Genomic DNA, 23,382 nt, shown 5'->3' with positions numbered 1-23,382 from the left:
CTCATCTAGGCCTCTCATCCCGCTGGAGTCTCGCATATTCCATTTGCTAGGTTTGTTTTTCATTTTCAGCTGTTTGTATTACTGTTTTGGTTCATCGGAGCCAATTTCATAAGCACTTCAACTTATCCATAGCCCGAATTTAATATACACCATCATTTAATCATTCATTAATTCGGAGCACTACATCGTTGATTGAAACGGAAGGCGGCGACTCCAGCGGGAACAGCACGTGTCTGAAGACCCCTTAGTGTGGGTTTCTCAAGGTGGCTGAAGCCGTGCCCGCGGAAAGCGTCCGCCTGCAGTGGAAATCAACGGTTTTAGCACACATCCAAATAGTTCAGACTTACGCACATAGATTTTAAGTGACGAAATTGATTCAAATATTTGCACCGGAAAGAACTTCTGATATCTTCTAGTAGCTTATTTTTTCACTTTCGAAAATGCTATTTCATCAAATCCGTTTGCGAAAGATGCATTTTTTCTAAGTGCTTTTCCAAAATGATATTGATCCGCTTGAACTGTTTCATGTATTCTATTGATATTATCCGGTGTCATTCCTGCACCAGGCAAGATCTTCGGCCCATTTGTTTCTTTTTGCAGCTTCACCAATGTCCTTAGACCCTCTTTTCCTGCATCACAATTGACTGCGCCTCCAGAAGTTAAAATACGCTTTACCTGTTGTTTATACTTTGTCAATATATGATAGGCATCCTGCTGTGACGGCACCTCGTCAAAGGCGCGATGAAACGTGATATCTAATGCGTCGGAAATTCCAGCCACATTCGCTAAAACACGTTCATTTATTGTGTTATCCGCTTGCAGGGCACCGAAAACAATTCCAGTACCACCAAGCGCTAATACATTCTCTACATCCCCATGAATAACCTCTAAATCGCCTGCACCATAGTCGTAATGATAACTGTGTGGACGGATCATCACCTGAACCGGGATCGAAACACTATTTAACACTTGCCTAATCGTTCCATAGCTTGGCGTTAAACCACCCTCTAGCATCGCTGACACTAATTCCAACCGATCCGCACCAAGTTGTTCTGCCTGTTTCGCTTCTTCCGCATTCTGTACAATAGCTTCTATTAACATATTCGTTTCTCCCTTTTTACAAGTTTCGAAGACAATGATCATTTGTCTACTTCAATTAAAACATTTTTTGTTTCGCTGATGACTTTTCCACTGTCATTTTTTATATCCTTTGTCTGCAATTGAGCAAACGATCAATCACGATAATGGGATGCGACAATTTTTGGATAGGCGTGCATCCCCGTCTTGAAAGTATGCTATTTTCATTATAGCACTTCAGGAAAAACATACGATTAGAAAAGAGGCTTTGTGCCGCTTTTGGGTGACAAAGCCTCTCACTTGTCTATTATTCATTCTCTACATCAATTTTTTTATTACCAAGAATTAAGTAGTTTAATTCTTCGGTTGGGATTTTCATGAACTCGGTTCGTTTTATCAGATAGAATACAACACCGAGAACAATCCAAGCAATCAAGGCAATTCTTGACTCAATTCCAAGAAATGCTGGTGAGCCTGGGACAAGTAACAAACCAATAAAAGTCAGACTTGCGAGCATACCAACAATCGCGATAATTTTTTTGCCAGGTGCAATCACATGTCTTCCTGGATTAAATCCTGTACCCATTGACCATTTAAAAATTGAATTCGCGGTAAAACAGGTATAGAAGTAAGCAATCGATACCCCAATGGATGACATATCTACTACCCATAGCAATGCCTCTCGACCAAACCATGGCGCAAACATTGCAAGAACGGAAGTAAATAGAATACCAACATATGGTGTCTTATACTTTGGATGTACCTTCGAGAATATTTCCGGAATTATCTTTGCACGGGACATTGCAAAAAGCAAACGGCTGGAAGAAATAATAAATCCATTCAACCCCGTAAAAATTCCCATACTTAATGCGACTGCTAAAATAACGAGCCCCATTGTGCCTAGTACATCTTGCACGGCGATTGCAGTTCCCCAAATATGTCCTTCCGCTACTAACGCTTCCCAAGGAGCCGCCATGGATGTCGCGATAATCATAAAACTATATAATAATGCAGAAAATAGAATCGCTAAAATAATTAATGAAAATGCTTTTTTGGAAGAAAAATTAAATTCCTCCGCTGCTTGTGGGACATTGTCAAAACCAACGTAGGCCCAAGGTGCAATCGCAACGATAGAAATAATTGCCGCAAAGGTCGTTGTGTTTGAAGGAAAATATGGTTTCACATTTTCCAATGTCGATTCAGGGCTTCCACCAATTAAAAGTGTCAAGCCAGCAACACCGACTAACATAATTACACAGAAAATAAATTGCATTCTTCCGGATAAACCTGTTCCACGAACATTGATATAACCGAATATGAGCAGCACAACAGATGCTATAATAACTTCCATTCCATAAACATCCCAACCTGCGATTTGATACAGAGGTAGATGTTCAATCAACTTTGGAAATATAAATTTAAACATGAGTGCGAATGCAGATGCATTCAGTGCAACAATACATATGTAACCAAGCGTTAAAAACCAACCACAAATAAATGCGTGTGTTCTTCCTAAACTTACGAATGCATATGCAAACTCGCCGCCAGATACTGGAAAACTTTTAATTAAAAAGCCATAACTGACCGCAATAAGCATCATCAGTGCCGCTCCGATTAAAAAGCCAATGATCACACCGAGTGGCCCGCCGTCTTTCATCCAAACCGTTGGTTGTACAAAAGCGCCCCAACCAATCGAAGACCCTAACGCAATCGCCCAAACCCAACTTGGCTTTAATGTTTTCTTCAGTTTCGTACGTTCCTCCATGAATGATGCTCCTTTATTATTTTTCTATCTCTCTTTTATATCAAAGTGATCCAAAGATAGCAATTCCACAAAAGATAGTAAATGCTTGTTATTCACATCATATCGTGGCTTGAATTTATTAATTCATATAAAACCCAATTATTTGCTGCAATTCGTATCATTTTGATTATAAAAATAGCGAATGATTACTTATTCCCGGTTTGTCATAAAGTGAAACGGGAAATTTGCATTGTAAAGTTATGATTTACAGTATTTTTCCCGGTACAAGTTTCCATACATTGATTAGACAAACACTCTCTCATGTTTTATATTGAATAAAGAACAAACATTGCGGGAGGAAATAACATGAAGCAACCTCTATTTTTAAAACCAGTTTTCCAGGAACGCATTTGGGGTGGTACTGCCCTGAAGGATAATTTCGGATACGAGATCCCATCTGACCATACTGGCGAATGCTGGGCAATTTCCGGACATCCGAATGGACCTTCTATAGTGGAAAACGGAGCCTATGCTGGAAAATCATTAATCGAATTATGGGATCAACACCGGGAATTATTCGGTGATTATGATAGTAATGTCTTTCCTCTATTAACAAAAATACTCGATGCCAACACTGATTTATCTGTCCAAGTTCATCCCGATGACGTTTATGCCGCTGAGCATGAGAATGGAGAACTTGGTAAAACAGAATGCTGGTATATTATTGACTGCAAAGAGGGCGCCGAAATCATTTACGGACATCATGCGCAAACAAAAGAAGCATTTGCAAAAATGGTAGAGAACGGAGAATGGGATACATTGTTGCGCCGCGTCCCAATTAAGCCTGGTGACTTTTTCTACTTACCAAGCGGGATGATTCACGCGCTTTGCGAGGGCACACTTGTACTTGAAACACAGCAGAATTCGGATACAACTTACCGGGTGTATGATTATGATCGCACAGACCAGGATGGAAACAAGCGTGAACTACACCTAGAAAAAGCAATGGATGTGAGTACCATTCCACATCAAGAGGCACAAATCGATGCGAGTTATGCCTCCATTGAAGATGCAGAGATAACCACATTTGTAGAAGCAGAATACTTCTCCGTTCTAAAATTGGATATTGATGGTAAGGCCACCTTTCCAATGGAAAGAAATTTTATACTTATGAGTGTCATTGAAGGCGCAGGTTCACTTGCAACAGGTGAAGCGTCCTACCAACTTAAAAAGGGCGACCACTTTATTGTCCCACACGGATCAGCAGATTTACACTTTGCTGGTAGCCTTTGCCTAATTGTTTCCTATCCATAATAATTGAAAAGAGAACTTCACTTGGATGAAGTTCTCTTTTCGTTTTTCTCATGGTGGTGCTCGACTACTTCATATTATCGCCCATCTCCACCAGATGATGGCTATATAAAATAGATATGGCCTTCCCCAAATGGAAAAAACCATATCTATTTCATCACTTATTTTTCCCGTTTTCTTAATTCAATCCGACGTATTTTGCCTGATGATGTTTTTGGCAACTCATTAATAAATTCAATTTTCCTTGGATATTTATATGGTGCTGTATTTTGTTTAACATGATTTTGCAGTTCTTTTATTAAATTCGGATTCGATGCATCCACATGATCCTGCAGTACAATAAACGCTTTGACCACATTGCCGCGAATCTCATCTGGACTGGCAACAACAGCACATTCCTTTACTGTTTCATGTTTGGTTAATGCATCTTCCACCTCAAACGGGCCAATCGTATAACCAGAGCTAACAATAATATCGTCGTTTCGACCTTCAAACCAAAAATAGCCTTCCTCATCTAGGGATGCCTGATCGCCTGTCACATAAAAATTACCTCGCTGTGACTTTTTCGTCCGTTCAGGATCTTTGTAATATCCTTTAAACAAGGCCGGCGTATCCAGTGGAATAGCAATATCTCCTACTTCTCCCACTGCAACCGGTTGACCGTCTTCATCGATTAATTGTACGTCATTACCTGGTGTTGGTTTACCCATCGCCCCCGGTTTTACCTTCATTCCTTTTAAAAATCCGAGCAGCAACGTGTTTTCTGTTTGCCCAAAACCGTCTCGAACCGTTAGACCAAAATACTTTTCAAATTGATCGATGACTTGCCTGTTTAACGGTTCACCTGCAGATACCGCACTATGCAAAGCCGGTAGCTGATACGCTCCTAAATTGTCGACTTTCGCCATTAACCGGTATTCCGTTGGTGTACAGCAAAGCACATTGATTGAGCGATCCTGCAATAATTGCAAATATACCTTCGGATCAAATTTACCAGCATAGACAAATCCAGTTGCTCCTGATCCTAGCACAGAAAGAAATGGACTCCACACCCACTTTTGCCAGCCTGGAGCCGCTGTCGCCCAAACGGTATCCCCGTCACGAATGCTTAACCAATTTACTGGTGCAGTTTTCAGATGTGCATATCCCCATCCATGTGTGTGCATAACTGCTTTCGGATTACCCGTTGTTCCTGATGTATAAGGTAGAAATGCGATATCATCCCGACTTGTTTCAACCATGTCCAATTGATCAGAGGCAGTTGTCTTCAACTGATCGAGAGACTTCCAACCAGTACTTGCTATTTTTTCACCGACAGCAAATTTCTTTAATGTTTGCCACTGTTCAATACCATTAAATTGCTCAGTAAAGGTACCATAGCTCACAATACCACTTACTTCCCCGTGTGTGATTCGATATTGGAGATCTGTTGTTCGAAGCATCTCTGAACTAGGAATAAGAATAATCCCAGTTTTCAATGCTGCGATATACACTTCATACGTTTCAATCACGCGCGGCATCATGACCAACAGCTTGTCGCCTTTTTTTAGTCCGTTTTCTAGAAAAACATTACCGATCTGATTCGCATTTTCCATTAACTTTTTATAAGTAATACTTCGTTTATCACCTTGATCATTTTCCCAAAGCACCGCCATACGCTCTGGTTCTTTCGCGTATTTTTCTATTTCCATTGCAATATTATATTCTTCCGGAGCAATCAATTCTTGTCTATTCATTTCTATCATCCTCACCTTTAGTACTAGATACTAACTTCTAGTCATTATATCAGATGATGATCTTTTCGTCTCTTAAAACGTCAAAAAGTGTGTCCAAACAAAAAACGATCTTTCCCAACATATAAGTTGAAATAGATCGTTCTATCATTTACAGTACATCCACAAACCTTTTCGTAATGTCTTTTGGTCGTGTAATTGCGCCACCGACAACCGCGGAATAAGCACCAATTTCCATACATCGTTTAAACATTTCCGGCGTTTGCACATTCCCCTCGGCAATAACCGGGATGGATACTGAATCTAATACGTCTTTTAAAAACTGAAAATCGTTATCATATAATTTGTGTGCGGACGTGCCCACAGTATAGCCATGCAATGTCGTTGAAATACAATCGAATCCTAATTTTCCAGCCTCTATCGCATCTTCAAGCGTTGCGATATCAGCCATCAACTGAACGCCAGGTGCTTTTTCCTTCGCGTAATCAACCAGCTGTTTTAGTGAGATACCATTTGGTCTGGGCAAATCTGTTGCATCCATCGCAATCATTTCACAGTTACTTGCAATTAATTCGTCTATTTCTTTAAACGTTGCTGTAATATAAACCGGGCTACCCTCGTAATCCCGCTTCACAATACCGACAACAGGCAGATCCACTTCTTCTTTTATTTTTATAATATCAGCCTGCGAATTGGCGCGAATTCCTGCTGCTCCACCTTCTTTGGCTGCAAGTGCCATTTTTGACATGATAAATGAACTATGTAACGGTTCATCAGATAACGCCTGACAAGAAACGATTAACTTTCCTTTTACTGTATTTAGCATGGAAAAACCTCCTAGTTAAAATAATGTGATACTGCACCTAATAGTGCCGCATCATTACCTAATGCGGTACATCTCAGTTCGGTCTGACTGAAATTTTCCGGTAAAAAATCATCGATATATCTCGCTATTTTTCCCAGTAAAAAATCACCTTGTTGGGAAATACCGCCACCAATCAATAGCAACTTTGGATCCACAATAATAATGATTTGGGCTAGTCCTGCAGCGATATCTCTTGCCCACGCATCAATGATCCGATTGGACGCAGCCTCGTTTGCCTTCGCACTTGAAAACAGTTCAATCAGGTTAACCGATTTGCCATACTCTTGCTCTGCCCGCTCTTTTAATGCACTTGTAGAAGCACGTTGTTCATAAGTCGTTTGCGTTTGCTGATCATATAGTAAATAACCAACTTCTCCAGCTTTAGAACCTGTCCCCGTTACAAGTTGATTATGGAAATAGGCGCCACCAATCCCTGTTCCTAAGGTAATACAATAAACATCGGATTGATCTTTTGCCGCCCCCTGCCATTGCTCACCTAGTAAGGCAGCATTTACATCATTATTGACGGTCACTGGAATATTAAAAGTGGCTTCTAAATACTGTTTAAAATTCGTACCGTTGTAATTGGGAATTGTCGGTCCCGCATAAATAACTTCCCCTGAATCCGTATCTACTACACCTGCTGTACTGATGCCGATTCCTGACGGCTTACCTTCATCCGCTATTGTCCTTGTTACGATTTCATGTACGGTGCTTACAATCGCAGCCTGTTCGTTGTATGGGGTTGCGAGTTGATTTTTTGAAAAAAGTTGCCCATCCGTATTTACTTTTCCGTATTTGATAAATGTGCCACCAACATCAATTGCTAAATAATAAGTCATCGACCAGCCTCCTAACTTTTTATGTTTTGCATATGCTGGGTTAACAGTGCTTTCGCATGATCCTTTTCTCCAGCTGCAATTGCCCTCACAATAGCCGCGTGTTCAGCAGTCACCTGTTGATACTCCGCAACTGTTAGATCAATGTCGGGTGAAGCGAAAAAGTACTCCGTTACGACATGGGACATTTGGATAAACAAACTATTTCCTGTCGCTTTCAGAAGCGCAACATGAAAAGTCATATCTGCATCCCGGTAAGCTTCCGGCGTCTCTGCCTTCTCCCCTTTTTTAATCGCTGATCTAAGAACTGCAAGATTTTCTTCTCTATTATCTTTACCCATTTCATCAATTGCCGCCGTTTCAAAGATGAGACGTAGAGATTGAATTTCCGCGATGTCACCACCATTGATTTTCCATAGAAAAAAGAAATTCTCCAATAAGTGGCTCATATTCGTCTTATTTAGAAACGCACCCTGCCCTTGTCTCGTGCGGATCACACCGGTATTTTCCAAATAGCTCAATGCTTCTCTGATAACCGAACGACTTACACCATACATCTCGGTTAGCTTTCGCTCAGTTGGGAATTTATCCCCCGCCTTTAACCCTTGATCGATAATATATTGCTTGATTTCCTGTATGACGATGTTTTTCAATGAACTTCTTTCCTCGTTATTGATCGCTTCCACTAGTCATTCCTCCCCTCCTGGTTAATCCACATGAATATGGGTTTAAAATGTGTGGTCATTGTATCCTGGGCGGTCACTAAATCCTTGTTTATTAATGCCTCAATAATGTTTTGATGCTCCTTGGCTGATGCTAATAACCCTTGTTCATCTGTCGTTAAATCAATGTTTGTTAATGAAAAATATTGATTAATAATCGTACTGAGATTAAAAAAGGCTTCATTGTTTGCTTCCTTTATCAATTGTCTATGGAAATCAGCATCTACCGTTTTCATATCTGTATCTGTGTAAATACCCGCTTCATACTTCTTATTCAGCTTGGTAAGTCGATCAGCGTCAACGTCAATATTATTTTCAATGATTAAACGTAATGCACCGAGCTCTAATATCTTTCGGATTTCTAGTAATTCCTTTACTTTCAATCCATACGTTTCGAAGTGATGGGTTAAAATATTACGGATTCCTTCTACTTGCGCGTTTGCAATATACATGCCTCCACCTGGCTTGATTGTTAGTATACCTACAGATTGCAGCGAAATAATTGCCTCCCTGACAACAGTTCTGCTTACATTTAATTTTTCAGTCAGTTCCTTTTCGGTTAAGAACTTGTCACCTGGCTGCATCTTATTTTCAGAAATATATGCCTTGATTCTATCCATCACAATATCTACTAATGAGGATTTCTGAAGTTTCATCTGATTACCTCACTTTTTATTCTATTCTATCATAAAGAAGACTTGGTTCAGATAGAACTTTTATTCCATCTGAACCCTAGTCGCACTTATTTCGAAGCTTGGCGGCACTTATACCTGCCTTTTAAGGCGGGTATATTAGTAACGCCGCGAAGATAATCTTGGAAAGCCTTTTCAATAAACCGGTTGACATTCTAGTTAAATCGAAATAGAATAGAGTTATATAAAATTGGTCTGACAATATTATAACCTGTTTATATTACATTTTCAATCATACAAGGAGGAAATAATCATGAAAGAACTATATTCTGCTCTACTGATACCATTCGATGAAAAAGGTCAAGTAATTGAAAGCGATTTACGCGAAGTTATCCGTCATAACCTGGACCACAATAAGGTGGATGGGCTATATGTTAACGGAAGTTCCGGTGAAAACTTTTTATTATCAACCGATCAAAAGAAACAAATTTTTAAAATCACTGCTGAGGAAACGAACAAAAAAGCAAAACTGATTGCACAAGTTGGTTCACTTAATTTAGATGAAGCTATTGAACTTGGACAATATGCAACGGAACTTGGTTATGATAGTTTATCTGCTGTCACACCGTTCTATTACAAATTTACTTTTGAAGAAATTAAGAATTACTATGAAACAATCATTGATGCAACAGGAAATAACATGATTATCTATTCTATACCAGCATTGACAGGTGTAGATATGACGATGGCACAATTTGATGAACTGTTTGCCAATGAAAAAATTATCGGTGTAAAATATACAGCTGCTGATTTCTTTTTACTTGAGCGTCTTAGAAACAGATATCCGGACAAATTAATTTATTCCGGTTTTGATGAAATGCTCATTCAAGCTGCGGTTTCCGGTGTCGATGGTGCAATTGGCAGCACATACAACGTGAACGGTAAACGAGCAAGGGAGATTTTTAACCTTGTAGAAGAAAATAAAATCAAAGAAGCGTACGAGGTACAGCATGTTACGAACGATTTAATTGAACAGGTGCTTGATCTTGGATTATATCCAGCATTAAAAGAAATTTTAAATACAAAAGGGATCAATGCTGGTACAGTTAAAAAGCCAATGCGCGGTTTTGATCCAAGCAAAAAAGAAGCAGTCAAACAATTGGTAGATCAATTCCAATTATAATATTGGCTCACATGACAGAAATGAAACTACTCACCAGGAGGATCATTCCCCCTGGTGGATCTACGGTTTCACTCCTTCTATTATAGCGCGTAAGAAAGCGCTTCAAACGCTAGGTTCTTTAATTATATGGATTCAGGGGGGATTTACATGGATAAAATAGGATTTGGTGCAATAAACTGGGTTGTGTTAGTTGTTTATCTTATCGCCATGTTAGGCGTTGGAATCTATTTCACAAAGAGAGCCGGTAAAAATACAGACGCTTTCTTTACTGCAGGCGGTAAAATTCCTGCCTGGGCAGCAGGCTTTAGTATCTACGCAACAACATTAAGTGCGATTACATTTATGTCCACTCCGGAACAAGCATTTCTATCGGATTGGTCTTATGCGGCAGGTAACCTTGCTATATTTGCAATCATACCTGTATTAATCTACTTTTATATTCCGTTCTTTAGAAAGTTAAATGTAACGACAGCATACGAATATTTAGAGGAACGTTTTGGTGTTTCACTTCGTGTGATCGGTAGTTTATTATTTGTTTTATTCCACATTGGGCGTATAGCCATTGTTGTCTATCTACCAACACTAGCCATTACATCTGTAACGGCTATTAATCCATATGTAATCGCTATCGCCATTGGTGTGCTATGTATTATCTATACCTTCTTAGGTGGTATGGAAGGTGTCATTTGGAGTGATGTAATTCAAGGGATCATTCTGATAGGTGGTGCATTACTTGTTGTTGTACTTGGGATATTTGCGATTAATGGCGGATTCTCAACTGTAATCAGTGATGCACTCAGCGACGACAAACTGATCACAACCGGTAATTTCAAATTTGGATCAGCAGCTGCGGCAATTCCAATCATCTTTATCGGGTCTATTTTTAATAACTTGCATCAATATACGGCCAGTCAAGATGTTGTTCAACGTTACCAAACAACCAGTTCAGTAAAGGAAACAAATAAATCATTATGGACGAATGGTATTTTAGCACTGATCACCATCCCCATTTTTTACGGTATGGGTACCGTGCTTTATAGTTACTATGGCAATGTTGAAGCATTGCCCGATGGTTTTAACACATCAGCTATAGTACCATATTTCATTGTTACCAGTTTGCCAGCAGGTGTTGCCGGTTTACTTATTGCAGCAATCTTTGCAGCAGCTCAATCAACGATTTCGTCGAGTTTAAATAGTATTTCTGCCTGTATCATTACAGACTTTAAACAACGTTTTTCCAAAGAAAAAACAGGTGAGAATGATGTTTGGCTTGCAAGATTGGTAATCATTATTGCTGGTGTGCTAAGCATGATTGCAGCGATTTACCTCATTTCAACCAATCAGGATGAAACGTGGAATCTATTCTTGGCAATCACAGGGTTATTCGGTGTTCCAATTGCAGGGATCTTTGCACTTGGTATTTTCACCAAACGTGCCAACGCGCCAGGTGTATTAATCGGGTTAATTTTAAGTGCAATTACTTCTTATTTTGTACAACAAACTGCTTTGACACCATTTGCAGTTAGTATTATGTCATTCTTTTCATCCTTTATATTCGGTTATATAGTAAGTTTATTCTTCCAAAAATACAATAAAAACACGAATGGACTTACAATTTATAGCAAGAATGAAATGTACGTAAAAACACAAGCAAAGCCACAAGAAAAAGCACAATGAAGCAAATATAGCTGATGATAGGTTGTCATTTTTACGGTTTAAAAGAATGCGTGTTTTATAATATAACAACGAGAAACGGGAGTCTCAGTTAATGAGAACTCCCGCTTTTTTCATCTATGTTATTTTTGCAAAGCATTACCTGTTCGCAAAAAATTCCTCAGCTTTATCCAGGAAGACTTCCTGATCAGGTGTTAAATCATATTCTTCCACAATTGCATCTACAGGACACACTGCTACACATGCACCACAGTCGATACATATATCGGGATCAATATAGAACTGATCTTTCCCTTCTTCAATACAATCCACGGGACATACGCTAACACATTCTGCTGACTTCTCTGGTCCACATGGGTCCAATATTACAAAAGCCATCTATCATCTACCTCCTTACTCCATAGACTTTTCCACACTTCTACGATACATCTTCACTAGCATTATGTAAAGGGTTTGGGCATGTTTCATCGTTAACTCAAGCGGGAATATATATTATATCACTTAGTAGAGGAGAATGGATATATGAAGAAATATAGCGTTGCACCAAATAAGGATACAACCGCTTGGATGGTAAAGCTAGAAGATGTTGCGCCAACAGATTCTTTTCAGGCAAAAGATGACGCAATCGCAGAAGCTGAAAAAATGGCAAAGGAAAACAGTCCCAGTAAAGTGATGGTTCTTGATAAAAATCACGAAATTATAGAAACAAAAACATATTAAAGCTTTTGAAGCAGTTGTAAATCTAAATTAAATCGTCGAAAGTAAAGATGCAAAGTTATGAATTTCCTTCATAGCCTTGCATCTTTTTTACTTATGTTCATACTTTCTGTTGTCCCACGTCCCGCAGAAATCGCTTTGTTCGTTCTTCTTTTGGATGATTGAATATAGCATCTGAACTTCCTTCTTCCACAATAACTCCATCATCCATCAGTATCACCCTATCAGCAACATCTCTAGCAAAAGTCATTTCATGCGTGACGACAATCATCGTCATACCTTCTTTAGCCAGATCTTTCATCACTTGAAGTACTTCACGAACAAGCTCAGGATCCAGTGCAGATGTTGGTTCGTCATACAGCATTACCATTGGTTCCATAGAAAGTGCCCGAGCAATTGCGACGCGTTGTTGTTGTCCACCGGAAAGCTGAACAGGATAATGGTCCATTCTGTCAGCTAATCCTACTTTTTCCAATAATGCTACACCATTCCTTTTAGCTATATCACGACGAACCTTTTTAATAACAATAGGACCTTCCATCACATTTTCAAGCGCCGTTTTATGGGGAAATAAATTAAATTGCTGAAATACAAAACCAGTATTTTGCCGCAATGCTCTCAGCGATTTTTTTCTTTGCTTATTTAACGGCTCACCAGCTCTCACCTCGTGTTCTCCAAGTTTAACTACGCCGCCATCAGGTTCCTCTAAAAAAGTCACACAGCGCAGCAAAGTTGATTTTCCTGAACCACTGGGTCCCATAATAACGACAACTTCACTTTTATTTATCGTTAAATTAATATCACTTAGTACTTCATTTTCACCGAAACTTTTTTTAATGTTTTGAAGCTTAATTACTTCCACTATTTCCCCCCTCCCTTTTGAAAAATTACGAGATAAGATGCCTTGATGTCCGTTTTTCAAAACGATCTAGAAGCACAGTGAAAAATGTAATAACAATCCAATAAAGCACTGCTGCTACTAGATAAATAGTCAATGGCTCAAATGTTTTAGCAATGATCAATGTGGACATCTGCAATAATTCGGTGACTGTAATAACGGAAACTAATGACGTATCCTTGATTAAAATGATATACGTATTTGATAAGGTTGGAATAGCAATTCTAATACTTTGTGGCAAAATGATCCTCCTCATCGCTTCACCATATGTCATCCCCATCGATACAGCTGCTTCCGTTTGTCCTTTATCCACAGCTAAAATGGCTGCTCGAAAGGATTCAGACAAGTAAGCGCCTGCATTTAAACTCAAAGCTAAAATACCTGATGGTATCGGATCTAATTCAATGTTAATTTGGGGTAAACCATAATAGATCACAAATAGTTGTACTAACAGGGGAGTGCCACGAAACATTGATACATAAACTGTTCCGATGAATTTGAGCAACTTCAATTTTCCTATTCTCGCCAATGCAGTGAAAAAGCCCAGGATTAATGCGATTACAATGGAAACCACAGCCAATAAAATAGTAATAACTGTAGCTTTTAATAAGGGTGGCAGTGCTTCAATTATTATCGAGACATCCATATCGTTTCTCCCCCAAATGTTTTATGCTAGATCACATGCGTATTAATCTGACTTGCTGCAACTACTCCACTTGTTCATTAAAATTTATCTCTATTCCTCTATGATCCAAATCTTTTATAAAGGCATTAAACCGTTGTCCCACCATAATACGCTCAATTGGAACGACTCCTGTTTTCGGAATTTTATGTTTTGAAATCCAAACCGCCATTAATACGGCTGGAACAGCTGTCATTTTAGCCATCGAAGTTATTTCCCGATCATGATCATAGAAATCTATACTTTCCCATGTGTAAGTAACCTTTTTTTTATTCTTTTTTCCCTTTACTGTAACCCGTACAACTGTAATATCTTCGTTAGATTTACCACGCATTTTCGGCTCCAGTATTTTCTCAGAGAATTTTTTCGGACTAATTTCGACGCCATCGAAATCTATCAGATCGTCATCTAAAAATCCTAATTCTGAGAGCATGGACATTTTACTCCAATGGCCTGCGTAGCGTACTGTTTTTTCATATATTTTTTTTACTTTATCTTTCAATGTATAGGCAACACTATGTGCATCCGTTATAACCGCCTCACACTCGCCAACAGGATCCGGAAATGCCATCTTCTCTAATCCCGATAAAGGAGGTAAAGTAACAATTTTCCCATTTTCAGCTGCTAAAGCAGGGCGTGTATAAAGCCCCATCACACTTTCTAAGCGAAATACCACTTGGTACCACAAAGGAGGTAAGGGCTTACTTGGTATGCCGCCACAGACCATAACAGCTTCATCTGCTTCATCCAACAGCTCTATTCCTTGTGCTGCTAATAAATTGGTTAGCCCTGGAGCGACACCAGCGCCAGGGACAATAATAATACCAGCATCTTTTGCCTTTTTATCTAATGTCATTTTTTCCTCATATTCAGAACCAACCAAATCCACCAGATGGCATTTAGCAGCAATCGCGGCATTTGTTGCGGCTAAACTTAAAGCATGTGGTAAACAAGCAATGGCTACATCCGCGTCTTTTATCACTTCAAATATTTCCTCTTCGGTTTGTAAATTTGCACATTTTCCAACTACCTTGGGATTGGCGATCGTTTCCAGACATTTATCCACGTTCTTAGACATCCCATCTACTGCCGATATTTGATCAATGCTGGAAGATGATACAAGTTCTCTAACAACCGTTGTACCAATCATCCCTATTCCTAACACGACTACATGCACCATATATGAAACCTCCTCCTTAAAGTACGTGTTCAAGATGTGTCATTATTACCGGACTTTTTGAACAGCCTCTTAAAGTAAATAATATGCCAACCGTCATTATTTTATTAACGGCTCGGAATCAAACCATCTTTTATAAATTTCTTCGTATGTTCCATCTTCCTTCATGCTAGTAAGTTCTTTATTTAGTTTCTCTACCAAATCATCGCTATCTTTTTTTACCGCCATACCAATTTCATCTTTATTTAAAATATCACTTACTATTTTTATAGGAAGCCCTTCCTCTTTTATGTTATAACTCATCAATAATTGATCATTTATAATTACATCTAGTCTGTCATTCGTTAGATCTTGAATATAGTCCGTTACAGCCTTATAAAGAATGACATCCGCACCATCAACACTATTGGCTACTTCTTCAAAAGTTGTTCCACCACCCACACCAACCTTTTTATCTTTTATATCATCTAAAACAGCTATATCATCCCTATCTTCCCGCGTAATTAAAACAGAACCTGTTACAACATAAGGTTCCGTAAAATCAACACTTTTCTTTCTTTCCTCTGTTACCGTCATCTGCCCAATAATCACATCAAATTTATTTGCTTTTATCCCACCAATGAGACTATCCCACTTGGTTGCAACAAATTTAGTCTCAACACCTATTCTTTCCGCTAATTCATTAGCAATATCAACATCAAAACCAGTGTATTCATCATTATCATCTATAAAATTAAATGGTGGATAGGTTCCTTCAAATCCAACCCGAAGCTCTCCTGATTCTTTTATCTTAGTTAAGGAATTTCCTTTATCACTGCCACTAGCTTTATTATCCCCACAGGCGGAAACTGCGATTAACAGAAGCAAGATTGTACCAACTTGAAAAAGACGTTTCATGTTTATCCCCCTCATTTTATGATGACGTTCCCAGTGCATTTTTCAATATCTTCTTTTCTCACAGTATGCTGTACGATTCAATTATACGCCTGAATTTTGGTAATAGTTTATAAATTAAAAATATAAAGCAAACAAACATATGATGGAAGATAATAAAAAACATAAGAAAATAAAAACAGCATGGAATTTTTCCATGCTGCAGTTATATTAGAACAATTTTATTCTTTCACACCAATAACACGTAACCGTTTATAATCGGCTATCCATGTTCCATCTCTATAGAGTTTTCCTTTTAGATGATGCAGAACCTCAGTGATGATTGATTCCTTCACATCATCAGCTACATCTGTAAAAATCGTTTTTCCAAACATCTCGATCCAATTCCTTAACCCATCTTCCCCTTGTAAAGGCGTTGGACGATCAAAATGTTGTGCAAATAGAACACGGAACCCGGCTTTTTCCATTAAGGGAGTGTATTCGCCAACACTTGGAAAGTACCAGGGAAATTGTGCTTCACGGTATGCAACATCGTGTCTTTTAAGCTGATAGATGATTTCATCGGTAATATGCTGTACATTTCCATACCCGCCGAATTCTGCAACAAATCTACCTTCAGCTTTTAGACTTTGATGAATACCTCTTAATACTTGCTCAGGCTCTTTTATCCAATGAAGTGTCGCATTTGAGAATACAGCATCAAATTCATTTCTATAATGGAGATGTAGCGCATCTTCAACGGAAAAATCAATCATCGGATATTTCTGTTTTGCTTCAGCTATCATGTTTGCCGACTGATCAACACCCGTAACAATAGCATTTAGTTCATGTATTCTTTGGGTTAGATCACCGGTACCACAGCCTAGATCGAGTACCCGTTCTTCTGCATTTGGTGCTAGCAATTCAACTAAATCATTTCCATATTGAGAAACAAAGCTATGTTTATTATCATATAAACTTGCATTCCATTGATCCGTTGACATGATATCCCCCCTTGTATTGAATTATTGCATCTTACGGACTCTACTTGCTTATACTTTTTCATCCATGTAACAGGAACGCACTAAATGAAGCCGTGAAAAGGAACCAAATGTTATTTGTTCTAATTTCACCTGTTTTGGGAAAAGTGTTTTTATAATTGCCTGGTCACTTAATCCCAATTGGTGCAGACGGATTACTTCATTTTTTAAGCCTTTTAAATAATCCAGTTTATAATCCATCATTTGTTTTCCGGTGGTAATAACGCCCTCATGTGCACAAAATATCGTTTGGTAATCCAATTGCTGCAATTTTTCAATCGATTCGATATAAGCATTCATTGATTCTTCCTTCAAAAATACCTTCGGATATGGCGTTATATACAAATCGCCCGTAAAGAGCCAGCCTTGATTGGGTTCAAACAGACTCACATGATCATCTGTATGTCCGGGTGTTTCTATCGGATAAAATTCATACTTCCCTGTTTGAATAACTTGTGGATATACCGAGGCTTGAAACGCATCACGGGGACCGGAGAATAACTTGCGGTACCATGGGAGTTGAGCCCGCTTGTTTACCAATTCTATTGTCTTTTCATGACCAAAAATAGTTGCATCGGTATGTTCAGCTAACCATGACGCCATCCCTGCATGGTCCTCATGATGATGCGTCAGTGCAATTTGTTCAATATCCCATGATTTAAAAATCGGGATTAAACCTCTCTTACGTATGCTTGGACCGGTGTCAACAAGCAAACCATCCATAAAATATAAATAAATGTCCATCACACGAAACAGAGGATTGACCGACATTTTTACGACTTCTATATCTCCATGTTTACTAATTTTCATCTTTACACTTCCTACTAAGTCATGAATAAATCCTTCCTTCATTAAACATGATTATTAGACAAATTACTAGTTTTTTTAAATAATGGTTTCATCTTATACGAAACCGCCTGAATGAAGGTTATTCAATTCAGACGGTTATCATTTATTATATATTAACATTATTGGTATTTCCAAGGATTTATCGGGGGCAGCTTACTCATAAATAGCCGGATCTTTTCCGCTTCTATCATTCCTATTTAATTGATTAATGCTTTCCATATCTTCATCTGTTAAACTGAAATCGAAAATATCCGCGTTTTCGATAATCCGCTCTTTTGTTATTGATTTAGGTATCGTTATGACTTGGCTCTGCAAATCCCAGCGCAGAATGACCTGTGCTGCTGATTTTTGATACTGCTTGGCAATTTTCAGTATAGTCGGCTCCTCTAAAAGCCTACCCCGTTTAAGAGGGGACCACGCTTCTAATTGAATATTTTCCTGTTTGCAAAGGTTCCGTAGTTCTACCTGAGTGAGATGTGGGTGAAATTCCACCTGATTGATAACCGGTTTTATATTGCAATCTGCCAAAAGATCCTGTAGCTGATTGACATTAAAATTACTCACTCCGATTGCTCGAACCCTGCCATCTGTATATAGCTTTTCCAGTGCTCTCCATGTCTCTTTATACGTGTCTTTTATCGGCCAATGAATCAAATAAAGATCCAAGTATTCCAAATCTAACTTTTTCAGACTTCTTTCAAAAGCCTGTAATGTACTCTCATACCCTTGCTCATCGTTCCATACTTTTGACGTGACAAAAATATCTTCTCTAGCAATATCAGATTCCTTAATCGCCTGTCCTACACCAATTTCATTGTCATAAAAAGAAGCTGTATCAATACTCCTATAGCCATGATTAATCGCTGTTTTGACCGATTCCACAACGGTCTTTCCATCGTCTACCTTATATACACCTAAACCAAATATCGGCATCTTGATGCCATTATGTAATGTAACCGTATCTTGCAAGCTGTTTATCAACGTCATTTTCCCCTTTCATTTACTACTGATTTGTAGCTATTATAACATCTGATATTATGAATGGGCGTATGATATGATTTTAGGGAAAATACCAAAGACGGTCATACCCAGTCCAGAAATTTCCCCAATAAAGGAAAAGCTTGCGCAGATTAAAACACATTTCTGCGCAAGCTTTACCCATCATTAAAATGGTAAAACAAAACAATCATAATTCTATCTCTTTACGTTTACTAGAAGCTGGTATTTTTAATTCCTCCCGATATTTTGCTACAGTCCTTCTGGAGATTGTGATCCCTTTCTTCGTTTTAAAATAATCAGCTATTTTCTGATCGGAAAATGGTTTGTACTTATTCTCCTGCTTGACAACATCTTTTAATAAAAGTTTCACTTTTGTCTGTGACATCGAATTGCCATCCGCTGTGTTTAATTTAGACGTGAAGAAGATTCGAAAGTCAAACGATCCTTTTGATGTTTGGATCACTTTATTCATGGTCGCTCGGCTTACTGTCGATTCATGCATATCAATTTCGTCAGCAATTTCCCTCAAAGTAAGTGGCTTTAATGCGGAGAACCCATCTGTAAAGAACCCCTGCTGCTTTTGAATCACCGCATGCGTGATTTTTAAAATGGTATTTCTTCGTTGTTCAATACTACTAAGCAGCCATTGGTAACTTTTATATTTGTCATGTACATATTCGTAAGCATCCGTTTTTTTATCAACTAGACCGAAATATTGCTGATTATAACGAATTTCTGGTACATATCCATCATTCAAAGATACTTCAAACACGCCATCAATATGCTCTATAATAATATCTGGATTTAAATATTCAGTTTTATCATTTGAAAGCATCGTACACGGTTTTGGATCCAGTGTTTGAATCATATCAAAAGCCATTTTCACTTCTTGTAATGTTGCCTGAAGGCTGTTTGCGATTTCATGCCATTTTTTATTTGCTAAGTTGTTTAATTGTTCTTTGATGATCGATTGCACGATCTGTTCATCAGGATAATGATATTCCGCCTGTAATAATAAACATTCCTGCAAATTTCGGGCACCGACACCAATTGGTTCCAGCTGCTGAAGCAGTTTTATTTTATCTAATACCTCTTCTTCTCCCAATCCTAGTTGGGAAGATATTTCGGAAATGGTTAAAGGCAGAAAGCCATTTTCATCTAAACTTAAAATCAAATAATGGAGAATTTGTTGATCTCCTTCACTCAAGTTCATCCATTGAGATTGTTTAATCAGATTTTGCCGCATATTCTCCCCGTCGTTGGCAATAAACTCAAACGGATCTGGAGTAGCATCGCCCGATTTCACTGTCTTTCTGGCTGCCCCACTACTGTATGAATAACTATCTTCCTTTTCCACTAATTCAATTAATGGATTTTCCAGTTCCTGCTCTTTTATAAATTGATACAATTCATACGTTGTATACTGTAATAAAGAAATGGCTTGCCTTAGCTCCGTTGTCATCACAAGGTTCATCGTTTGTTTTTGTTGAAGTAACATTTCCATTGTATTTCCCCCCAAGCTTCCTAAACCAATTGTATGCGCTTTCATTCTATTATAATATAAAACTGGAAAAAAATCGAGGGGAAGAATGAATCCGCCCGCTCTATTTATCCCTTTCCTACAAAACTTTCTCTATTAGCTCCAAGTGAAAATCTCCGACCTCATTCTCCGCATACAAATCCGTTATCGAAGTTGAATAATTATGAATCGTAGCATGGAACGTTAGGTTTTCCTCAGGCACCTTTACTTCAAAATCATTCTTGTACAGTAGCACAGTGATATCATGGTACATACTGCTACTCACTTTAAAATCGAATATTATTTTTTGCAATTGTTTCTTCGTTCCTTCATCCGTAACAGTTGTATGATAAAAATTTATTGTATCGATTGACGCTTCATTTAACACCACTTTTAATCCCACTTTATTTCCACCCTTCGTTTCAGTTAACTATACAAATACCTTATCATGACCGGCTATCTGTACCAAGTTTCCTGTTCCTAAACGAACAAGAAACCACAATTACTTAGTTGTGGTTTCTTCATTCTTATACCCCTCGCTTATTCCCCCATAAATAGGTATGTAGTTGGGGGAGTACACGAACATCCTTCAATTCATTACTTTCCATTACCTTGTCAATAAGTTTCTCATAATTTCGCAGCATCTGGTCCAGTAATTCTTTATCATCCGCTATCTCTAGATCATTATTGCCAACCTGAAGAAATAATTCTACATCAGGATACCTTTGATGTATTGCGATTGCATAATCCAAATCATCCTGATCAAAGATAACAACCTTTAAGCTGAAGGATCCATTTTGTTCCTGCCGCAATGTATCGATAATCTGATCAAGCTTTGCATAATCTGTACGCATTCCAGAGCTCGGTGGCTTTGGTGATAGGGTCAGCTCATCAATGCTTCTAAACCAAGGTTGCCACCTACTTCCCTGCGTTTCCAAGGCTACCTTTATATCCGCTTGGTGTAACAGCTCAATCAGACCATCTAAATGAGCAAGTAAACCGGGATTACCACCGGATAAGGTGACATGACCAAAGCGATCTCCGCCTTTTTCCTTTAATGCATCCCAAATCTCTTCTGGCGCCATGAGCTGAATATTGTTTTTTTCTGAACCATCCCACGTAAATTTCGAATCGCACCAGGAACAAGAATAGTCACATCCAGCTGTACGAACAAACATCGTCTTCTTACCGATTACCATCCCTTCTCCTTGAATGGTCGGTCCAAATACTTCAAGCACAGGTATCTTCATGATTTATCCACCTTTCTTGGACGATAAATACAGTAACTTGTCGGCGTTTCACGTAAAAATATTTGCAGACATACGGGCTGATTTTCCAATGTATTTAAATAGTCCTGGATAATCTCATAAGTCGTACGCGCGACCACTTCAGTCGTTGGAAAGTAATTAGAATCTGCATCAGAAAATGCTGGATCTTCATTCAACACGCCATGATCAAAACGCTGATGAATCAAATCTTTAATGGTTTTAAAATCGACCAGAAACCCGGTATCATTCAAATCATCACCTACAATGGTGATATTTGCAAAATATGTGTGTCCGTGCGTCTCTTTACATTTCCCAGCATCTTCATGAGCAATATAGTGCGCCGCTGCAAAGTGAAAGTCTTTATTTAATTCAAAGGTAAAGTCATGGGGTGCAACCGGATAAATTTGTTGCATCATATGATTTCACCTGCTTCTCTTCTTTGTTCATATTGTTCTAATCCATTATTTCGTAACTGACAGGATGGACATTCTCCACAGCCACTTCCTTTTACGCCATTATAACAAGTGAGTGTGCGCTCTTTTACAAACTCAAAGGCGTCTAACTGATCGCTAAGTTCCCAAACTTGCGATTTATCCAGCCACATCAACGGTGTATGTATGACAAACGTATCATCCATTGATAAATTCAAGGTGACATTTAATGATTTCATAAATACATCTCGACAGTCCGGATAACCGCTAAAATCTGTCTCACTGACCCCGGTGATCAAATTTGCTGCACCAATTTGTTTTGCTAGCACACCTGCAAATGATAGAAATAATAGATTCCTTCCTGGTACAAAGGTTGAAGGCATTCCTTCTGCATCCTCTGTGATCTCCATATCATTCCTGGTCAGCGCGTTCGGTGCTAATTGATTTAATAATGACATATCCAGTTCATGGTGCGGTACTCCAAGTGTTTGGCATATCTCCTTGGCACAATCCAATTCAGCAATGTGCCGCTGCCCATATTGAAATGTAACAGCTTCTACTTCCTCAAATTGCTCCAAAGCCCAAAACAAACAGGTGGTACTATCCTGCCCACCACTAAAGACAACAACTGCTTTCTTATTCACTTTCATTTCCCCTCTCTCTTTATCAAAAAGAAAGGCCTTCCATCAAAAAAGACAACACAAAAAGAGTGTTGTCGACTCCTTAGTTTTTTAACGAGGGATGGAATTTCGAACCTCTCCTGCAAATACGCAGATTTCTATTTTGATTATATATTTACCTTAACATACATTTACTGATGGGGCGATTGTTGTTTGTACTTTTTTAGTTTTCATAAAAAAAGAGGAGAACGAACATAGATAAAGCATCCCAATCAGAACATACCTCCCCTCCTTTTTAAAGGCGCACACAGAAAATTAGTTTACTATTTTCACAAAAACTTCTCACGCATGCAAATTTTCCGCCGTGGCTGAGCAATACATCATCTGAACGAGCTTGGCATCCTTTTCAATTACTGGTTATGCTTCAGATAGTTCGTCTTGTATTTATCAAACAACCCCATTTTTTATAAAACTTGTTCTTAAAATGATGATGCTCTTCGTCCGTTATTACCCGGGAAATAATTGTCGA

At 38.6% G+C, this 23,382-nt stretch carries 23 protein-coding genes, 1 pseudogene and 1 riboswitch; of the genes and pseudogenes, 4 read left to right on the top strand and 20 right to left on the bottom strand.

Annotated features, from left to right (window positions below; genetic code table 11):
* Positions 1-420: 420 nt before the first annotated feature.
* Together JOC34_RS08585 and JOC34_RS08580 are read right to left on the bottom strand one after the other, a co-directional pair.
* Complete coding sequence (locus JOC34_RS08585) at positions 421-1,101, bottom strand: copper homeostasis protein CutC (protein ID WP_205136335.1); 681 nt, start codon at positions 1,099-1,101, stop codon at positions 421-423.
* Between the two features lie 283 nt (positions 1,102-1,384).
* Positions 1,385-2,842, bottom strand: a complete 1,458-nt coding sequence (locus JOC34_RS08580; RefSeq protein WP_205136334.1) for an APC family permease — start codon at positions 2,840-2,842, stop codon at positions 1,385-1,387.
* A gap of 345 nt (positions 2,843-3,187) precedes the next feature.
* On the opposite strand from JOC34_RS08580, the gene manA reads away from it, so the two are divergent.
* Positions 3,188-4,135 (top strand): mannose-6-phosphate isomerase, class I, encoded by a 948-nt coding sequence (gene manA / locus JOC34_RS08575; RefSeq protein ID WP_205136333.1) that lies wholly within the window; start codon positions 3,188-3,190, stop codon positions 4,133-4,135.
* 158 nt (positions 4,136-4,293) lie between these two features.
* On the opposite strand, the gene mbcS is transcribed toward manA, so the two are convergent.
* From mbcS to JOC34_RS08550, 5 genes are all read right to left on the bottom strand, one after another.
* A complete protein-coding gene (gene mbcS / locus JOC34_RS08570) occupies positions 4,294-5,868 on the bottom strand; it encodes an acyl-CoA synthetase MbcS (protein WP_205136332.1) in 1,575 nt (524 codons plus the stop codon).
* Between the two features lie 148 nt (positions 5,869-6,016).
* A complete protein-coding gene (locus JOC34_RS08565) occupies positions 6,017-6,691 on the bottom strand; it encodes an N-acetylmannosamine-6-phosphate 2-epimerase (RefSeq protein ID WP_205136331.1) in 675 nt (224 codons plus the stop codon).
* An 11-nt stretch (positions 6,692-6,702) separates the two neighbouring features.
* Positions 6,703-7,572, bottom strand: a complete 870-nt coding sequence (locus JOC34_RS08560) for an ROK family protein (RefSeq protein ID WP_205136330.1) — start codon at positions 7,570-7,572, stop codon at positions 6,703-6,705.
* Positions 7,573-7,583: 11 nt separating this feature from the next.
* A complete protein-coding gene (locus JOC34_RS08555; protein WP_205136329.1) occupies positions 7,584-8,255 on the bottom strand; it encodes an FCD domain-containing protein in 672 nt (223 codons plus the stop codon).
* On the bottom strand, positions 8,255-8,947 hold the full coding sequence (locus JOC34_RS08550) for a FadR/GntR family transcriptional regulator (protein ID WP_205136328.1): 693 nt from the start codon (positions 8,945-8,947) through the stop codon (positions 8,255-8,257). The genes JOC34_RS08555 and JOC34_RS08550 overlap by 1 nt, the downstream gene beginning before the upstream one ends.
* A gap of 289 nt (positions 8,948-9,236) precedes the next feature.
* Between JOC34_RS08550 and JOC34_RS08545 the strand changes: the two genes are divergently transcribed.
* A complete protein-coding gene (locus JOC34_RS08545) occupies positions 9,237-10,106 on the top strand; it encodes an N-acetylneuraminate lyase (RefSeq protein WP_205136327.1) in 870 nt (289 codons plus the stop codon).
* Positions 10,107-10,253: 147 nt separating this feature from the next.
* Positions 10,254-11,783: a sodium:solute symporter family protein gene (locus tag JOC34_RS08540; protein ID WP_205136326.1), complete on the top strand. Its 1,530-nt coding sequence runs from the start codon at positions 10,254-10,256 to the stop codon at positions 11,781-11,783.
* Positions 11,784-11,990: 207 nt separating this feature from the next.
* On the opposite strand, the pseudogene JOC34_RS08535 reads toward JOC34_RS08540, so the two are convergent.
* Positions 11,991-12,158 (bottom strand): annotated as a pseudogene (locus tag JOC34_RS08535) (indolepyruvate ferredoxin oxidoreductase subunit alpha); the annotation flags it as partial.
* A gap of 144 nt (positions 12,159-12,302) precedes the next feature.
* Here JOC34_RS08535 and JOC34_RS08530 point away from each other — a divergent pair.
* The gene (locus JOC34_RS08530) at positions 12,303-12,500 is read left to right on the top strand and encodes a DUF2188 domain-containing protein (RefSeq protein WP_205136324.1); all 198 of its coding nucleotides are present in this window, start codon (positions 12,303-12,305) and stop codon (positions 12,498-12,500) included.
* 97 nt (positions 12,501-12,597) lie between these two features.
* Here JOC34_RS08530 and JOC34_RS08525 read toward each other — a convergent pair whose 3' ends face one another.
* The 12 genes from JOC34_RS08525 to queC form a co-directional block, all read right to left on the bottom strand.
* Positions 12,598-13,359 (bottom strand): ATP-binding cassette domain-containing protein, encoded by a 762-nt coding sequence (locus JOC34_RS08525; protein ID WP_205136323.1) that lies wholly within the window; start codon positions 13,357-13,359, stop codon positions 12,598-12,600.
* Positions 13,360-13,384: 25 nt separating this feature from the next.
* Positions 13,385-14,041, bottom strand: a complete 657-nt coding sequence (locus tag JOC34_RS08520) for an amino acid ABC transporter permease (RefSeq protein WP_205136322.1) — start codon at positions 14,039-14,041, stop codon at positions 13,385-13,387.
* A gap of 61 nt (positions 14,042-14,102) precedes the next feature.
* Positions 14,103-15,257 carry a saccharopine dehydrogenase family protein gene (locus JOC34_RS08515; RefSeq protein WP_239544188.1) on the bottom strand — a complete coding sequence of 385 codons (1,155 nt, stop codon included), beginning with the start codon at positions 15,255-15,257 and terminating at the stop codon, positions 14,103-14,105.
* 96 nt (positions 15,258-15,353) lie between these two features.
* Positions 15,354-16,151 (bottom strand): ABC transporter substrate-binding protein, encoded by a 798-nt coding sequence (locus JOC34_RS08510; protein WP_205136321.1) that lies wholly within the window; start codon positions 16,149-16,151, stop codon positions 15,354-15,356.
* 218 nt (positions 16,152-16,369) lie between these two features.
* A complete protein-coding gene (locus JOC34_RS08505; protein WP_205136320.1) occupies positions 16,370-17,131 on the bottom strand; it encodes a class I SAM-dependent methyltransferase in 762 nt (253 codons plus the stop codon).
* Between the two features lie 48 nt (positions 17,132-17,179).
* Complete coding sequence (locus JOC34_RS08500; RefSeq protein ID WP_205136319.1) at positions 17,180-17,977, bottom strand: MBL fold metallo-hydrolase; 798 nt, start codon at positions 17,975-17,977, stop codon at positions 17,180-17,182.
* Between the two features lie 192 nt (positions 17,978-18,169).
* Positions 18,170-18,997 (bottom strand): aldo/keto reductase, encoded by an 828-nt coding sequence (locus tag JOC34_RS08495; RefSeq protein WP_205136318.1) that lies wholly within the window; start codon positions 18,995-18,997, stop codon positions 18,170-18,172.
* A 205-nt stretch (positions 18,998-19,202) separates the two neighbouring features.
* The gene (gene rpoN, locus JOC34_RS08490; RefSeq protein ID WP_205136317.1) at positions 19,203-20,519 is read right to left on the bottom strand and encodes an RNA polymerase factor sigma-54; all 1,317 of its coding nucleotides are present in this window, start codon (positions 20,517-20,519) and stop codon (positions 19,203-19,205) included.
* Between the two features lie 115 nt (positions 20,520-20,634).
* Positions 20,635-20,937 (bottom strand): DUF3219 family protein, encoded by a 303-nt coding sequence (locus tag JOC34_RS08485; RefSeq protein WP_338062653.1) that lies wholly within the window; start codon positions 20,935-20,937, stop codon positions 20,635-20,637.
* Between the two features lie 124 nt (positions 20,938-21,061).
* Positions 21,062-21,784, bottom strand: a complete 723-nt coding sequence (gene queE / locus JOC34_RS08480; RefSeq protein WP_205136316.1) for a 7-carboxy-7-deazaguanine synthase QueE — start codon at positions 21,782-21,784, stop codon at positions 21,062-21,064.
* Positions 21,781-22,218, bottom strand: a complete 438-nt coding sequence (locus tag JOC34_RS08475; RefSeq protein ID WP_205136315.1) for a 6-carboxytetrahydropterin synthase — start codon at positions 22,216-22,218, stop codon at positions 21,781-21,783. Before JOC34_RS08475 ends, queE begins: the two co-directional genes overlap by 4 nt.
* The gene (gene queC / locus JOC34_RS08470; protein ID WP_205136314.1) at positions 22,215-22,883 is read right to left on the bottom strand and encodes a 7-cyano-7-deazaguanine synthase QueC; all 669 of its coding nucleotides are present in this window, start codon (positions 22,881-22,883) and stop codon (positions 22,215-22,217) included. Before queC ends, JOC34_RS08475 begins: the two co-directional genes overlap by 4 nt.
* 67 nt (positions 22,884-22,950) lie before the next feature.
* A riboswitch (PreQ1 riboswitch) is annotated at positions 22,951-22,997 on the bottom strand.
* Between the last annotated feature and the right edge of the window lie 385 nt (positions 22,998-23,382).

The organism is Virgibacillus halotolerans, assembly GCF_016908515.1.
GTDB lineage: Bacteria > Bacillota > Bacilli > Bacillales > Amphibacillaceae > Virgibacillus_M > Virgibacillus_M halotolerans.
Note: the sequence above shows the minus strand (reverse complement) of the source record. Positions and strands in the feature narration are given on the sequence as shown.

What these genes read in the sequence shown, in the direction of transcription:
- JOC34_RS08500 (WP_205136319.1), bottom strand. Translation starts at nt 17,977, where the DNA reads ATGAAAATTAGTAAACATGGAGATATAGAAGTCGTAAAAATGTCGGTC.
- JOC34_RS08505 (WP_205136320.1), bottom strand. Translation starts at nt 17,131, where the DNA reads ATGTCAACGGATCAATGGAATGCAAGTTTATATGATAATAAACATAGC.
- JOC34_RS08530 (WP_205136324.1), top strand. Translation starts at nt 12,303, where the DNA reads ATGAAGAAATATAGCGTTGCACCAAATAAGGATACAACCGCTTGGATG.
- queC (WP_205136314.1), bottom strand. Translation starts at nt 22,883, where the DNA reads ATGAAAGTGAATAAGAAAGCAGTTGTTGTCTTTAGTGGTGGGCAGGAT.
- mbcS (WP_205136332.1), bottom strand. Translation starts at nt 5,868, where the DNA reads ATGAATAGACAAGAATTGATTGCTCCGGAAGAATATAATATTGCAATG.
- queE (WP_205136316.1), bottom strand. Translation starts at nt 21,784, where the DNA reads ATGAAGATACCTGTGCTTGAAGTATTTGGACCGACCATTCAAGGAGAA.
- JOC34_RS08580 (WP_205136334.1), bottom strand. Translation starts at nt 2,842, where the DNA reads ATGGAGGAACGTACGAAACTGAAGAAAACATTAAAGCCAAGTTGGGTT.
- JOC34_RS08510 (WP_205136321.1), bottom strand. Translation starts at nt 16,151, where the DNA reads ATGAAACGTCTTTTTCAAGTTGGTACAATCTTGCTTCTGTTAATCGCA.
- JOC34_RS08515 (WP_239544188.1), bottom strand. Translation starts at nt 15,257, where the DNA reads ATGGTGCATGTAGTCGTGTTAGGAATAGGGATGATTGGTACAACGGTT.
- rpoN (WP_205136317.1), bottom strand. Translation starts at nt 20,519, where the DNA reads ATGGAAATGTTACTTCAACAAAAACAAACGATGAACCTTGTGATGACA.
- manA (WP_205136333.1), top strand. Translation starts at nt 3,188, where the DNA reads ATGAAGCAACCTCTATTTTTAAAACCAGTTTTCCAGGAACGCATTTGG.
- JOC34_RS08560 (WP_205136330.1), bottom strand. Translation starts at nt 7,572, where the DNA reads ATGACTTATTATTTAGCAATTGATGTTGGTGGCACATTTATCAAATAC.
- JOC34_RS08585 (WP_205136335.1), bottom strand. Translation starts at nt 1,101, where the DNA reads ATGTTAATAGAAGCTATTGTACAGAATGCGGAAGAAGCGAAACAGGCA.
- JOC34_RS08475 (WP_205136315.1), bottom strand. Translation starts at nt 22,218, where the DNA reads ATGATGCAACAAATTTATCCGGTTGCACCCCATGACTTTACCTTTGAA.
- JOC34_RS08550 (WP_205136328.1), bottom strand. Translation starts at nt 8,947, where the DNA reads ATGAAACTTCAGAAATCCTCATTAGTAGATATTGTGATGGATAGAATC.
- JOC34_RS08520 (WP_205136322.1), bottom strand. Translation starts at nt 14,041, where the DNA reads ATGGATGTCTCGATAATAATTGAAGCACTGCCACCCTTATTAAAAGCT.
- JOC34_RS08540 (WP_205136326.1), top strand. Translation starts at nt 10,254, where the DNA reads ATGGATAAAATAGGATTTGGTGCAATAAACTGGGTTGTGTTAGTTGTT.
- JOC34_RS08545 (WP_205136327.1), top strand. Translation starts at nt 9,237, where the DNA reads ATGAAAGAACTATATTCTGCTCTACTGATACCATTCGATGAAAAAGGT.
- JOC34_RS08565 (WP_205136331.1), bottom strand. Translation starts at nt 6,691, where the DNA reads ATGCTAAATACAGTAAAAGGAAAGTTAATCGTTTCTTGTCAGGCGTTA.